11 protein-coding genes are annotated in these 14585 nt (G+C 39.0%); 9 read left to right on the plus strand and 2 right to left on the minus strand.

Going from position 1 to position 14585, the window contains the following annotated elements; genetic code table 11:
* The first annotated feature begins 58 nt into the window (after positions 1-58).
* The gene (locus V4596_11125) at positions 59-544 is read left to right on the plus strand and encodes a CarD family transcriptional regulator (protein MES2769684.1); all 486 of its coding nucleotides are present in this window, start codon (positions 59-61) and stop codon (positions 542-544) included.
* A 22-nt stretch (positions 545-566) separates the two neighbouring features.
* Here V4596_11125 and V4596_11130 read toward each other — a convergent pair whose 3' ends face one another.
* Positions 567-1034 carry a Crp/Fnr family transcriptional regulator gene (locus V4596_11130; GenBank protein MES2769685.1) on the minus strand — a complete coding sequence of 156 codons (468 nt, stop codon included), beginning with the start codon at positions 1032-1034 and terminating at the stop codon, positions 567-569.
* 102 nt (positions 1035-1136) lie between these two features.
* Here V4596_11130 and gltX point away from each other — a divergent pair, with 102 nt between their 5' ends.
* The 6 genes from gltX (at position 1137) to V4596_11160 (ending at position 12868) form a co-directional block, all read left to right on the plus strand.
* Positions 1137-2591, plus strand: a complete 1455-nt coding sequence (gene gltX, locus V4596_11135; GenBank protein MES2769686.1) for a glutamate--tRNA ligase — start codon at positions 1137-1139, stop codon at positions 2589-2591.
* 40 nt (positions 2592-2631) lie between these two features.
* A complete protein-coding gene (gene cysS / locus V4596_11140) occupies positions 2632-4110 on the plus strand; it encodes a cysteine--tRNA ligase (GenBank protein ID MES2769687.1) in 1479 nt (492 codons plus the stop codon).
* Positions 4092-6158, plus strand: coding sequence for an excinuclease ABC subunit UvrB (uvrB, locus tag V4596_11145; protein MES2769688.1), 2067 nt, complete (start codon positions 4092-4094; stop codon positions 6156-6158). Before cysS ends, uvrB begins: the two co-directional genes overlap by 19 nt.
* Entirely contained in the window at positions 6142-8106 is a 1965-nt protein-coding gene (uvrC, locus tag V4596_11150; protein MES2769689.1) for an excinuclease ABC subunit UvrC, read from the plus strand. Before uvrB ends, uvrC begins: the two co-directional genes overlap by 17 nt.
* Positions 8107-8303: 197 nt before the next feature.
* Entirely contained in the window at positions 8304-12269 is a 3966-nt protein-coding gene (locus V4596_11155; GenBank protein ID MES2769690.1) for an AAA family ATPase, read from the plus strand.
* Positions 12270-12280: 11 nt separating this feature from the next.
* Positions 12281-12868, plus strand: a complete 588-nt coding sequence (locus V4596_11160; GenBank protein MES2769691.1) for a hypothetical protein — start codon at positions 12281-12283, stop codon at positions 12866-12868.
* On the opposite strand, the gene V4596_11165 is transcribed toward V4596_11160, so the two are convergent.
* Positions 12869-13066, minus strand: coding sequence for a hypothetical protein (locus tag V4596_11165; GenBank protein ID MES2769692.1), 198 nt, complete (start codon positions 13064-13066; stop codon positions 12869-12871).
* Between the two features lie 195 nt (positions 13067-13261).
* Between V4596_11165 and V4596_11170 the strand changes: the two genes are divergently transcribed.
* Together V4596_11170 and V4596_11175 are read left to right on the plus strand one after the other, a co-directional pair.
* Positions 13262-13765, plus strand: coding sequence for a hypothetical protein (locus tag V4596_11170; GenBank protein ID MES2769693.1), 504 nt, complete (start codon positions 13262-13264; stop codon positions 13763-13765).
* The coding region (locus V4596_11175) for a nodulation protein NfeD (GenBank protein ID MES2769694.1) at positions 13762-14585 on the plus strand (824 nt) is incomplete at its 3' end. The genes V4596_11170 and V4596_11175, both read left to right, overlap by 4 nt.

The following is a 14585-nucleotide window of genomic DNA, read 5'->3' on the forward strand; positions in this document are numbered from 1 at the left end:
AGTAGTAACTCGAGAGCATGAATATATTTTATCGCGCTTAACGGGAAGAGGAGTCTTGATGGAGTTCAAAGTTGGTGACAATGCAGTTTATCCTTCTCACGGTGTTGGGCAGGTGTGCGCAATCGAAACTAAGAACTACGGCGGCATTCAAACTACCTTCTATTCCATTCGCATTTTAGAAACTGGCGCAAAAATCATGGTTCCAAAGAACAGCGCTAGAGCTTCAGGTCTAAGACCCATCATTAACGAAACAGAAGCTAAAGAAGTTTTTAATATCCTAAAGAAAACGGATGCTAAAATCGACACTCAAACATGGAATCGCAGATACCGCGAATACATGGAAAAAATCAAAACAGGTTCTATCTTTGAAATTGCTGAGGTATTAAGAGATTTGTTCTTATTGAAATTAGACAAGGAATTGTCATTCGGTGAGAGAAAGCTTTTAGATCAAGCAAGAACTCTTCTTATTAAAGAATTATCACTTTCAACTACGACTGAAGAACAGTCTGTCGAGACCGAAATTAAGCAAATATTTGGTTTATAAAAATTAGTTTATAACAGTTAAACTACTCTTCTTCTGAAGAGTCTTTGCGACCGTACAGATTTCTTCCGTATATAATGGAAGTTGTTGTTGTTATGTCGTCTGGATTTTCTTCTGTCGAGTACTTTTTGATCAGTTCTGTGGAGTCAGCGAGGCGTTGAACCAAGCTTTGCATCATGTTTCTTGCCCAATCTGGCAATTCCCCGAGTAATTTATTATAGCCCTCTTCAGACACTTCATAAGCCGAAGCTGCCGTGATGGCTTGCGCAGAAGCAGTGCGAGGTTTTTTTGTGATAAAAGCAAATTCGCCTAAACAATCGCCTGCGGACACTACATTCAAAATGATCTTTTGCTTACCGTCGGGCTTTACAAAAACCTCAATATCCCCAGATTCTATAATGTAAAAAGAGCTTGTGACTTCACCCTCAGTAAATAGGATGTCTCCGGCTTTGAATCTCTTAAGCTGTAAGTATTGAAGTGCGTCTGTACTCATAACATTAGGTTGCCAAGTGACAGGCAGGCTTTCAAGTGATATTTTGGCTGATTAAGTATTTAACTCTCGTGAACTGTTTTATTTATGCTAAATGAGGTCCATATGTCAGAAGTTCCAGATGAGATAAGAGTAAGGTTTGCCCCATCACCAACAGGATACTTGCATGTCGGTGGTGCAAGAACTGCTTTATACAATTGGCTTTATGCTAAGAAAAAAGGCGGTAAATTTATTTTAAGAATCGAGGACACGGACCAAGCAAGATCCACAGAAGAAGCTTTGCAGATGCAGGTTTCAGATTTGAAGTGGCTGGGCTTAACTTGGGATGAAGGTTACGACATTGGCGGACCTTATGGACCCTATAAACAGAGCGAGAGACTTCATATCTACAAAGAAAAAGCAGAAGAGATTATTGATTCTGGAAAAGCATACTATTGTTTTTGTACAGATCAAGAGCTCGAAGAGAAAAAAGAAATCGCCAAAAAAGAAGGTCGTCCTCCACACTATGATGGAAAATGCCGATCTTTAAAAATTGAAGATTCCAGAGCAAAAATTAAATCCGGAGTAACTTCCACAGTAAGATTCAAAGTGGATATCACCAAGTCTGTTACCTTTAAGGATATCATTAGAGATGAAGTGACATTTCCAGCAGGCATGGTCGGAGATTTTATTATTCTGAGATCCGACGGTATGCCCGTGTACAACTTTTGCTGTACGGTGGATGACTCGATGATGAAGATCACTCATGTGTTAAGAGCAGAAGAGCATCTTCCAAACACATTGAGACAAATCATGATTTACGAAGCGCTGAACGCAAAGATTCCAGAATTTGGACATCTCTCGATCATCTTAGGTGAGGACAAACAAAAGCTTTCCAAAAGACATGGAGCAACCAGCTGCAATGAATTTAAAAACCAAGGCTATTTGTCCGAAGCACTTTTAAATTTTATTGCGCTTCTAGGATGGAGTTCTCCAAAGGGAGATGAAATTATAACTATCGATGAATTGATTAAACAATTTGATTTAGACCGCATGGTTTCATCAGCTGCCGTGTTTGACCAAAAGAAATTCAACTGGGTGAATGCAACTCACTTAAGAGCATTGCCTTCAAATGAACTTTGGGAAAGATTGAAAGTTTATTTAGAGCAAAACAATGTTGAGTACAATAAGGATGCAAATTGGCAGAAACAAGCAGTGGAAACTCTAAAGTCTTCTATGGAAACTTTCATGGATGGCGTGGAGCTCTTTAAACTTCTTGATGATGCGTTCTTTGACTTGACTCAAGAGGGTTTAGAAACAGTTCAGTGGAAAGAAGCAGCACCCGTGATTGAAGCGTGGATTGAAGTATTGAAATCACATCCTCATGATGTAATCACAGAGGCTGAGTTTGGCGATCTTCAAAACAAAGTGAAAGAAAAATCCGGACAAAAAGGAAAATTTTTATTTATGCCCCTAAGAGTTTGCGTCATCGGCAAACCCCACGGAACAGAATTAAAACTTTTAGTCCCTCTACTAAAAAAATCATCATTAATCAAGAGAGCCGAACAAACAAAAAGGTGAGCCGCACCTTTTCCAAAGGTTTGCGTCATAGGAGATTGATTTGAGTTTACAGGTTTACAACACAACAACTAGACAAAAAGAAAAGTTTGAACCGATTGTACCAAATGAAGTGAAGATCTATGTGTGTGGTCCTACTGTGTATGACCTTTTGCATGTAGGTAACTTTAGAGGACCGATATTTTTTAATTTGGTAAGTAAGTGGTTTCAAAAATTGGGTTATAAAGTCACTCATGTGACAAACTACACGGATGTGGATGATAAAATTATCAACCGTGCAAATACTGAGAAAACGACTTCAGAAGCCATCGCAGAAAAGTATATCAACGAATATAAAACAGATTACGAAACTCTAGGTTTATCTAAGCATGTTCATCATCCTAGAGTGACAGATCATATGGAAGACATTGTTCTCATGATCGATAAAATCATTGAGAATGGAAAAGGTTACGTCACTACGGACGGTGAAGTTATTTATTCTATCAAATCATTTCCAGAGTATGGAAAATTGAGCGGTAAGAATTTAGAAGATTTACAGAGTGGAATTAGAGTTGAAATCTCTGATAAGAAAAAAGATCCCTTGGACTTTACTCTTTGGAAACCTGCAAAACCAGGAGAGCCTGAATGGGATCCGGTAGCCCTTGGGGCAAAAAAATTCAGTGTGAAAGGTAGACCAGGATGGCATATCGAGTGTTCTGCAATGTCGAAAGCCGAGCTCGGTGAAACTATTGATATTCATGGTGGTGGAATTGATTTAATCTTCCCACATCACGAAAATGAGATTGCGCAGAGTGAAGCGGCTTCGAACAAGCCTTTTGTGAAATATTGGATGCACTGGAACTTTATTAATTTCGGTGCTCATAAAATGTCGAAGTCTTTAGGGAACGTAAAGAACGCAAGATCTTTTATGGAACAGTATCACCCCGAGATCATGAAATACATGATGTTAAGAGCACAATACAGATCGCACATTGATTTTGGTGAAGACCAGATATTAGATGCTCTTCAAGGCCTTGCGCGCATGTATTCAAGTCTTTCGCTTGCAAAAACAGCATTAGGTGCGGAACAACAAGTGGTTGAAGTAAAAACTTTTGATGAATTGATTAAAAAATCAAATGATGAGGTGGCAGCTTCTCTCAACGATGATTTTAATACACCAAAGATGTTTGCTCAAATTTTTGAAGTTGTGAGGGCTTTTAATTCCCAATTTAAGCGCGGACAAAAAGTGAATCCTCAAGTTTATTCAGTAGCTAAAAAATTTACTGCTTGGATTAAAGAACAAGGTGAGCTTATGAGCCTTCTTCAGCTAGAGCCTGACAATTTTTTAAAAGAATTAGACAATTTATTACTTAACAAAAAAGGCCTTAAGCGAGAAGAAGTCGAAGTGCTCGTGCAGAAGAGGATTTCTGCACGAGAAAATAAAGACTTTAAAACCAGTGATGAAGTGAGAGACCAATTGTCAAAAATGGGAATTTCAGTTTCAGACACTCCACAAGGAACTTTTTGGGAAGTGCAAAAATAAAGAAACCTAAAGTTAAAAATACATTCGAACTAGAAGCGCCTCATAAACCTGCTGGCGATCAACCTAGGGCCATAAAGGAATTGGTCACTCATGTACTGGAAAATCCAGGACATTCAGAGCAAGTCCTTTTAGGCGCGACAGGAACAGGCAAGACTTTTACCGTAGCCAATATGATTCAGCAGTTGAATTTGCCTGCAATAGTGCTTGCGCCCAATAAAACTTTGGCTGCACAACTTTTTGCAGAATTTAAAGAATTATTTCCAAGAAATTCAGTCGAATATTTCGTGAGTTACTATGATTACTATCAACCCGAAGCTTATCTTCCAGGAACAGATACTTATATCGAAAAAGATTCTGCAATCAATGAACAGATCGATAAAATGCGCCACTCGGCGACGAGATCACTGCTAGAGAAAAAAGATGTGATCATCGTGAGTTCAGTTTCTTGCATCTACGGTATTGGTTCTCCAGAAACTTATAAGGCAATGACTTATAAAGCGAGCGTGAATCAAGCGATAAAGCGCGATCAATTCTTGCGTGAGCTTATTCGAATTCAGTATCAGAGAAACGATTTAGAATTTACCAGAGGAACGATTAGAGTTCGTGGTGACATTGTAGAGGTATACCCGCCATCTGAAGATGAAAGAGCGGTGAGATTAGAATTTTTTGGCGATTACATTGAGAAAATCTCTTGGGTGGATCCTTTAAGAGGAATTACATTGGAAGAAGTCAGTGATATGACTTTCTATCCAAACAGCCACTATGTCTCGACAGAAGAGATTGGAAAGCGTGCTGTAAAAACCATTCAAGCGGAACTTGGCGAAAGACTCAATCAGTTGAAGGGCAATATGAAATTGCTCGAGGCGCAGAGACTAGAGCAAAGAACTTATTACGATATCGAAATGATGGAGGAACTAGGCTACTGCCAAGGGATTGAGAACTACTCAAGGCATTTGACAGGAAGAGGGCCAGGAGAGCCACCGCCGACACTGTTGGAGTATTTCCCCGCAGAGTTTTTATGCTTTATTGATGAGAGCCACATCACAGTACCGCAAATTGGTGGTATGTATCGTGGTGATAGATCAAGAAAGATGACTCTTGTAGAGCATGGATTTAGGCTTCCGTCGGCACTGGATAATCGCCCTCTTAATTTCCAAGAATTTGAAAAGATTTTAGATAAAGTAGTGTATGTTTCAGCAACGCCAGGTCCTTATGAGTTACAAAAGACAGGTGGATTATTTGTTGAACAAATCATTCGTCCAACGGGATTGCTGGATCCTCAAATTGAAATCCGAAAAGCTACTCATCAAGTGGATGATCTTTTGGGTGAAATTAAAAAACGTGTCGCTCGCAAAGAAAGAGTTCTTGTAACAACGCTCACTAAGAAGAGCTCCGAGGATTTGGCAGAATATTACGCGCAAGTGGGAGTCAAAGTTAAGTACCTGCACTCTGAAATTAAAACCGTAGAAAGAACTGAAATTTTAAGAGATTTAAGATTGGGAATTTTTGACGTTCTCGTCGGAATTAATTTACTTAGAGAGGGTTTAGATATTCCAGAGGTGAGTTTGGTCGCTATCCTAGATGCGGATAAAGAAGGTTTCTTAAGATCTGAAAGATCACTCATTCAAACAATCGGAAGAGCGGCAAGAAATGATCAAGGTCGAGTGATTATGTATGCCGATCGTGAAACTGACAGTATGAAAAAAGCAATCGGTGAAACTACTCGTCGTCGTGAAACTCAAGCTGCATACAATTTAAAACACGGTATCACTCCGGTTACGATCAAGAAAGCAATGTCAAAAGGCTTAACTGAGCATTACGGTGCTGACTTCTTTATGAATATTAAAGATCCAGAGAAAAGACCAATTGCAGTTCCAAAAGATATCAAAGAGCTTCGTGCAAAAATTGATAAACTGAAAAAAGACATGAAGAAAGAGGCTAAAAATTTAGAATTTGAAGCTGCGGCCAATATGAGAGACGAAATTAAACGCTTAGAGCTTCTCGAGTTGAAAATGCTAGAAGGTGGACCGCTTGGCGAAGAAACCTAAAGGGGAATCGAAAAATTCTGAAGAGGTTGTCGCGGTTCCTGTTAAACCTCGGAAGCATGAGGCGATCAGAGCTTTAGTTTCTGATTTTCCAATTGGATCTGGCGTCTACCTTATGAAGAGTAAGCTAGATAAAATCATTTACGTTGGGAAAGCTAAAAATTTAAAATCCAGAGTCAGAAGTTATTTTTTAGATTCTAAAGATCTTTCTCCAAAAACAAAACTTCTCGTCACGCACATTGCAAAAGTAGAATACATCGTAACCAACACAGAGGTCGAGGCCTTCTTGCTAGAGGCAAGTTTAATTAAAAAGCATCGCCCCAAGTACAATGTAAGACTTAAAGACGACAAAACTTATCCTTACATTCGCTTTTCAATGGCCGATGAATTTCCGAGAATTTATCTTTCGCGCAAAGTAAAAAAAGACGGATCGCTTTATTTTGGTCCATTCACAAGCGGGAAAGCTGTTTGGGCGACAATTCGTTTTCTCAATCACACATTTCAGATCCGAGATTGCTCGGATCATTTTTTTCACAAACGTTCAAGGCCTTGCATCACTTATGAAATTGGTCGATGTACTGCACCTTGCGTGAAATTCATCGATAAAGAAGGCTACCGCGAGAACGTAAAGAACGCTGTCATGTTTGTCCGAGGCAAAAATAAAAAAGTCATTAAAACTCTTAAGAGTCTAATGCAGGAACGCTCAGATCAAGAGAGATTTGAAGAGGCCGCAAGGCTCAGAGACTCTGTCTATTCCATCGAACACATCATGGAAAAGCAGATGGTAGTGAACGATAAAACAGAAATCGACCAAGACGCCATTCAATTTCATGGTGATGAAAGAGGCGTAACTATCGAAGTGTTATCACTGAGACATGGAAGAGTTTTGGGATCGAGATCTCAGTTCTTGGCGCAAATCAATATCCATGCTCCGGGAGAGGATGAAAGAGAATGGTTGGTTTCGTTCATTAACCAATATTATGAGGACAATTTAATTCCCGATGAAGTGCTTTTGCCATTGGAACTGGGAAAAGATATGACAATACTTTTAAGCCAAGTTCTGGAAGCAAGGTCCGATAAAAAAGTAAGCATAAGATATCCGATGGATGCGTACGGTGAAAAAATCCTAGAGATGGCTCACAAAAATGCTCAAGAGCATTTCAAAGAGCATGTTCAAGGGAGTGAATCTAAACTCAATGCCCTCTATGACATTCAGAAAAAGTTTCATTTGCCAGAGGTTCCAAAGCGCATCGAATGTTATGATATTTCTCATTTCCAGGGAGCAGAGACTGTCGCTTCGCAAGTTGTCTTTGAGGATGGAATGGCCAATACGGATCAATATCGCAGATACAAACTCAAAGCTGTTCAGGGAATCAATGATTATGACTCTATGAAGGAAGTTCTAACAAGAAGGCTTAATCACGACGAATGGGATGACCCACAATTGATCTTGATCGATGGTGGTAAGGGGCAATTGAATGTTGTTCATAAGGTTCTAAAAGAGTTGGGCAGAGGTGATCTTCCGGTGGCGAGTTTGGCTAAAGCTCGTACGGAAAAAGACTTTGAAAAACAAGAAGTCGAAAGTACTCAAGAGAGATTTTTCTTACCTGGCAGAAGCAATTATATCACTTTTCGTGAGGGTTCTGAGGCCTACAAAATTCTCACGAACATTCGAGATGAAGCGCACAGATTTGCCATTACTTATCACCGAAAGTTGCGCGAGAATTCCATGCTCGAAAGCAGTCTTGATTCGATTCCAGGGTTGGGTCCAAAGAAGAAACTTACACTACTTAAGAAGTTCCTAAGCATTGATGCTATCAAAGAGGCCACTATCAAAGAAATTGCAGACTTAGAAGGCTTTGGTGAAGCATTGGCCGAAGAGGTTTTGTTACATCTTAGGGCGATCAATGGTGAGCCAGAAGCTCTAATCGAAGACCAAAAAGACAGCTAACCAAAGAATGACTTATACCTGAAATAACGGTGAAGTATTTTCCTGAAAAAAAAGACTAAAGATTTTACACGAACAAGGAATCGTCTCAATGCTTCGAAATCCCTATGTTAAGAATTTAACACTTTTGGTGTGGGACCAAAAGGAAATCAGGGGCCTGGGGTAACAATTCGGGCGGGGGACATTCAAATGGGGAAAACATGGGGAATCGTCCGTCGTCTGTGGTGATCGCTTATTTCATTTTAGCTTTCAGTTTGAGTTTAGGAAACTTATCATTCAAAGAATATCATTTCAAAGTGACTTCTTCATCGGCATTTGCTGACGAAGAAATTTCTAATGATGCTAGACAAGTTTTGGCAAGGCTCTACAATTCGAGTGTTGTTCTCAGTCCTCAAGATGTTATTAAAATTTCTGTTCTTGAAAAATACAAATTTTATGATGTTGGTGAAATTTTATGGGATCGTTTTGAACTGGAACTCAGAAATATCAATAATGATCGCCGAGAATCAAAAGTGGATACTTCAGATATCTTTGAAGCGATTTTTAAAATCGCAGGAAGATTAACGACGCAAGAGCATCGAGCTCAGCTTGAAAGATGCTTAATAGTTTTGCATGAACAAATGAATTATTTGGAAGCCTTGGCTATTCAAGGTACTGAAGATCAATTGAGAGAGTATTTATCACTTAAGGATTATTTTGATACTGTCGAGGAAAACTTAAAAACTCTTGTCGAAAAAGCTCCTAGGTCTAATCTGCCGCATTTACAAAATCCTATCGAAATTCCGAGAAAATCAAAACCTACAATGTTGCCTGATGGAACTCCGTCTATGGGAATCACCCAAGATGAAGAAATCAAGATTATTACAAGAGAAGAAATTCAAAGCATTAAAGATGAAATGTCTAAAAAAGTTATTGGTCAACCCGTTGCACTTCAAGCCTTGATTAATATTTTATACGAAACTTACACTTATGGATACGGCAGAGAAAAGCCAAAAAGACTTTTCTTTTCGGGCACGCCAGGCTCGGGAAAAGATACTTTGGTTAGAGAATTCGCAAACGCCATTCATAAAAGTCCTACCGCTTATCAAGAACATGTTTTTGAAGCTCCCATTGCAAAAAGCAATGCTGATTTATGGGCTTTGCAAGGTTCTACTACTGGTCATGTGGGTTCAGAGACAATAACTCCATTCATTAAGTGGCTAGTAAAACACTCAGGAGGAAAATACCAACTTTTAGAGCCTGGCCCAAATGAAAAATTTCAACCTCATATTATAGAAAATAAAAATTGGTCACCTGGACAGGTGTTGTCAGGTTATTTCGCTCCGGAAGAATCAGTGCTCTATGTTAACGAAGTGGATAAATGGTCAAAAAACAATATCAACCAATTTCTATTGAGAGCTATGGAGAAGGGTTATTTTGTCGTCAATAACCCGGGAGCAGGTCTTGATCGGATTTATGTTCCTATCAATATAATTTTCTCATCCAATGACCTCATTCCAGATATTGCGGCAAGAGATAAAAGTGGAAAGCGCTATGGACCGCCGCTTTCCATTGAGCAATTGAATGAAAATGTAGTTAGGATTGAGCAAGATCCCAGTATTTTTAGAAATCGACTCATGAGCGCATCAAGCTCAAAAAGTGATATTGTAACTAGTGATTCTGCTGGTTATTCCGAAGAGTTTATAAATAGATTAGGAGATCAAGAGCTCATTCCTTTGAGAGTGCTTACACATGAAGATGCAAAAACTATTTTAGGTTTAAATATGGAAACGCTGCAATCAAAGATGAAAAATTCTTTGGGTGCGTATGCAGGTCTAGAACTAGAGTGGTCCAATGGACTTGTGGATTTTTTATTTGATTTTCAACGTAATGATGAAGAAGGGGCCAGACGTCTTCAAGCCCGCGTGGATATGGTGGAAAGCACTTTAATGTCTATGATTGAGGAAGAAAAAATCAAACCGCGAGATCTTCCTTTAAAAGTAGCCATGGACATAGAGAAAAATTCAGATGGTACTACGAATTTGGTTTTAAGAAGAACGGACAATTCAGGTCAAGTGTATGCGCACACCTTGATTGCGGCTACGGTGGCAGAGAAAAACAAAAACCCGCTCTCTGATGCTGAATTTGCAGATTTGGCAACACTTGGTCGGAGACTGTCTAAGCATGTCTACGGGATAGATCATATCTTAGAAAAAATTGGGCGCACTATCGCTCTTTCTAAGGATGCCGAAACAAGAAAAAGAGACGGAGTTCAGGAGCATAAGAAGGCCGAAGTTTTCTTTTTATTGGGCCTTTCTTCTACTGGTAAAACTGAAACTGGAAAGGCGATAGCACGAGAACTTTTCAAAGAAGGCGAGGCGGCTAGAGTCACTATAGATTTTAACAACATTAAGACCGTTCAGGATTTAAGAGATGCAGTTCTAGGTACGACTAGTGGTGATAGATTTTATCCTTCCAAGTTCATGCAAGAATACGATAGATTGAATGGCCGAGTTATTTTCATGTTTGAGGAAATTGCTAATGCGCCCCTCGAAGTTCTAAGAGCTTTATATGATATTTTGGACGAAGCCGTGGTGACATCTTTTGCTGATAAAAAACCTCGCTCTATGAGCAAAGTGATTATTCTGGCAACGGGTAATGCCGGAGAAGAGTGGTACAAAGGTATTCCAAGAGATCTTTCTTTTGATATCCAGATGACAACTATGCGAGATATTTATCAGAAATCCATTGCCGACCAAGATTACCAACGTTTACTTTTAGAAAAATATTTTTCGGAAGCTTTTATCAATAGGGTAGGGATTGATCGTTTTATGTTCTTTCCACCATTCTCACACCAAAGCATAAGAGAAGTTGCTATTGGCAACTTGCAGGCAGCCATTCAAGATCTAAAACCTAAAAATGGTCAAAGAGGCTGGAGTATTGGATTTAGAAATCAAGCAGATTACGTTAAGTTGATTGAAACAGTTGAAAATGAGGGGTTTGTTTTAAGAGAGCAGGGTAGGTCTATTGTTAACTTTGTTAATATGGAAATTAAAAATAAAATAAGATGGGAGCTGCGCAACGGGGGAGTTGCAGACAATGCAAGGGTGCTTATCGTTCCTTCTCAGGTCAATGATGAAGAAGTTAAATTTAATCTTATCGTTGAAGGAAGTGCACAAGATCTTTCTTTGAAAGTTAAGCGCCGTAAAGTAGAACCCGAGCCCACGAAAGCAGTTCAGGATATTGCCCTTACGTCATTCCACGAAGCTGGTCATAATTTTCTGATGAAAGTTCTCATGGGGGATAAATTCAAAGCTACTCGCGTGACCAGAATTCCTGGAGTTTTAATGGATCCATCTGGGCCGATAGCTTATTTGGGTGTCGCGGAAAGCACTATGACTGAAAGTATGAAATACAATCGAGAAGGCGTAATTGAAACGCTTGCCAGGATGCTAGGCGGAGATATTGCGGAAACAGTAGTGACTAAAAATGGTAGAAGGCATTCTGGTATTAGTAATGACATTTTAAGAGCTACAGACCTCGCTCGTGAGGCTGTAGGAGAGTGGGGACTCTCTGACAAATGGGGAAGGCGCGTTGTAAAAGCTGATCAAATGAATAGTTTATCAGATGAAGAGAAAAAAATATTCAATAGTGAAGTGGATGTTTTATTGAAAGATGCCAGAGCTTTGGGCGAGGCAATTATCAGAGAGCCGGGTAACTTTGAAGTCTTTAAAGCGTTAGGCTTGGAAATATTTGCAAAAGGGGATTTAAAAGAAAAAGCCATTGCTGATTTCTACCAAGCGCAAGATTCAAGAATTAATTATCCTTCAGATATTTATGCGGTCATTCAATCTTCGAAGGTAAGAATTGAAAAGGATATTAAATCTCCAGAGAACAATGGCCTATTTGTTAAGAAAAACCAAGCGCATCATAACGTAGAATTTGTAGAAGGTATTGTGTTGCCGAGTGAGTATGCGAGTATAGATACAATTATTGCAGAAGAAAAAAAGGCCGAACTTTCTAAAGTTCAATTGCCAAAGAATATACCTATCTTTACAAACTTTAACGTTATCTCTTCTGTGAATCGAACGCATACTCAAGTAAATGGTTCTCAAGCATCAGTTGCGTTTAAACCTAAGCCGAGCGGAGATTTGCAGGGGCAAACATGCGCTCGATTGTTTCAATAGAATGAGGAATGATGATTAGAATTATTTTAAGTCTTTTGATTTTAATACTTTCGTTTGAGGCTTTAGCCTTACCATCAAGTGATAAAAAAGAGAGGGTTTTAGCAGAGCTCTCTTCTTTATCTACAGAGGTCGATGTCTATGCATTGCAATCTATAAGGGCTCAGATTACCCAGGAAGAATTAGATATTGTCATGTTTAGGCTTAAAAAAGAAATAGAAAAGATTCCGTCTATTGATTTAGGAACTCACAATACTTATGACTTAACCTTAATTTATAATTTGATTCAAACTTTATACTACAAAGGTGCGAAAGACTATTTAGCTTCTTTGGGAGAAATACAGAATTTGGCGAATATAAAATTGGGAGTATTCGCCATATACAATGAACTTTTATCTTATCAAATAGAAAGTTTAATTTTAAGAGCCAACATTGACTTAACCAAAGACAAAATTCAGTTGGTTAGAAGAATAGATCACTTGGATCGCCTTGATTCGCTTATCAATGAGTATAAAAATTCTTTTTTGCCAAAAATGAATTTGGCAGAGTCCAATGCATACTATTTTGAGCATATGGCCACATGTTCTTATCTATTTAGGTAATTACTGTAGAATAAAAGTATTCACCTTCGTTTGAATTCCGCAAGCGGGACACTTCGCTGCTTCCTGCACCGTGTGGTTATGCTTGTTTGCGAGATGAGTGAATTCGAGTGTTGTTCCACATAAGCAACAAGTGCTAAGTGCTTTCACTACATCTTCTGCTGTGCTTTGAGTTGTCGGAATTCCTTTTTGCATGTCCATTGTGCCCTCCTGGCTACAATGAACTCTTCGGTCCCGCCCGCATAACCTTTAAGGAGCTTTAGCGGTTTCTGTGAGTGTCTAGACCTTGGCTCTAGGCTATTTCTTCCGCCTATTGCGTTTTATTGTATTTAAAGCAAAAATTACGCATTGCGAAGGTTTGATTGTTCCATATCAGACTGATAGTTTTTGTCTCTTATGACGAGCACGCAAACGAGACTTCAATACATCAAAAACGTATTGGGTATTAAATCCATAATTATTCCTGAAGGGTATCAACCCAAAGCAAGAATTTTCTCTCAAAATCCCATGGAGTTTGCATTTCAAACTTTCAACAATGGCCAAGTGCTTTTTCTCTCGAGCTTCGCGGAGGAAAAGGATAAGAATTTCTCGGTAGAAGAACTTCAGCTTTTAGAAAAAATCATCGTGGCTTTAAAATTAAAGTTTGAAAAAACAGATATCGCGAAAGTGAAGCACGCCTCTAAATCACAATTGGCTCTAGATCTTAAATCAAAAAATTATTCTTATGTATTTTTGCTTGGGGAAACAATTTCAAGTCTATTTCAACGCAAAAATCAATTCGAAGAGTGTGGCGTAAATTTTTTCGCAACTTTTCATCCACAAGATATGATTCAGAATCCTGACCTTAAAAAGGAAGCGTGGAATGGTTTTAAAGTTATTATGGAGAATCTTCCGAGATGATGAAAATTCTAATTAGTATTTTTAGCATTCTGTTTGTTATGGTCTGTTTCAACTTCAATGCTGAGGCAAAAGATCCTTGCACGCTCGAAATCAAAATCGAAGGAGTTATCGGTCCAGGAACTACAGATTATATTGATCGTGCGATTTCTAAAGCCAAAAATTTAGAATGTTCTTCGTTCTTGGCTCTGATTAATACGCCTGGTGGAAGTTTAGAATCCACACGCATTATCGTCGAGAAGATTTTAAATTCAGATATTCCTTTCTTATGCTTGGTCGCTCCACAAGGGGGCCATGCGGGAAGTGCGGGCGCAATTATTCTTCAGGCATGCCATGTGAATGGTGCTTTAATGGCCACAAACTTAGGTGCAGCAACGCCCGTTGCAGGCAGTGGACAGGAAATTCCTAAGGATTTAAGAAACAAACTCATCAACGATACGGTCAGCTGGCTTGAGGGCGTGACAAAATTGCGGGGAAGAAATTTAGAATTTTCTAAGAAAATTGTAGATGAGGCCAAAGCTGTATCTAGCGAAGAAGCTTTTAAATTAAAAGCCATTGATATTTTAAGCGACGACATTAAAGGATTCTTAGAGAAAGCCAAAGGTCGAAAAGTTTCGATCAACCAAAAAGATCACGTTGTTGTGGTTGGTGAAATTGAATCTTACAAACAAGACTCAAGATTTCATATCTTGCAAATTTTCTCAGATCCACAAATTGCGTATTTGTTGTTTATGGGATCCCTTGCTCTTTTATATTTTGAATTCACTCACCCGGGCACAATTGCTCCTGGGGTGATTGGCGCGATTGGTTTGGTTTTGAGTTT

The organism is Bdellovibrionota bacterium (assembly GCA_040386775.1).
Taxonomy (GTDB): Bacteria; Bdellovibrionota; Bdellovibrionia; order Bdellovibrionales; family JAEYZS01; genus JAEYZS01.

Coding starts and splice junctions, on each gene's coding strand:
- V4596_11170 (MES2769693.1), top strand. CDS start 13,262: ATGACGAGCACGCAAACGAGACTTCAATACATCAAAAACGTATTGGGT.
- V4596_11130 (MES2769685.1), bottom strand. CDS start 1,034: ATGAGTACAGACGCACTTCAATACTTACAGCTTAAGAGATTCAAAGCC.
- V4596_11125 (MES2769684.1), top strand. CDS start 59: ATGGAGTTCAAAGTTGGTGACAATGCAGTTTATCCTTCTCACGGTGTT.
- gltX (MES2769686.1), top strand. CDS start 1,137: ATGTCAGAAGTTCCAGATGAGATAAGAGTAAGGTTTGCCCCATCACCA.
- V4596_11155 (MES2769690.1), top strand. CDS start 8,304: ATGGGGAATCGTCCGTCGTCTGTGGTGATCGCTTATTTCATTTTAGCT.
- V4596_11160 (MES2769691.1), top strand. CDS start 12,281: ATGATTAGAATTATTTTAAGTCTTTTGATTTTAATACTTTCGTTTGAG.
- V4596_11165 (MES2769692.1), bottom strand. CDS start 13,066: ATGGACATGCAAAAAGGAATTCCGACAACTCAAAGCACAGCAGAAGAT.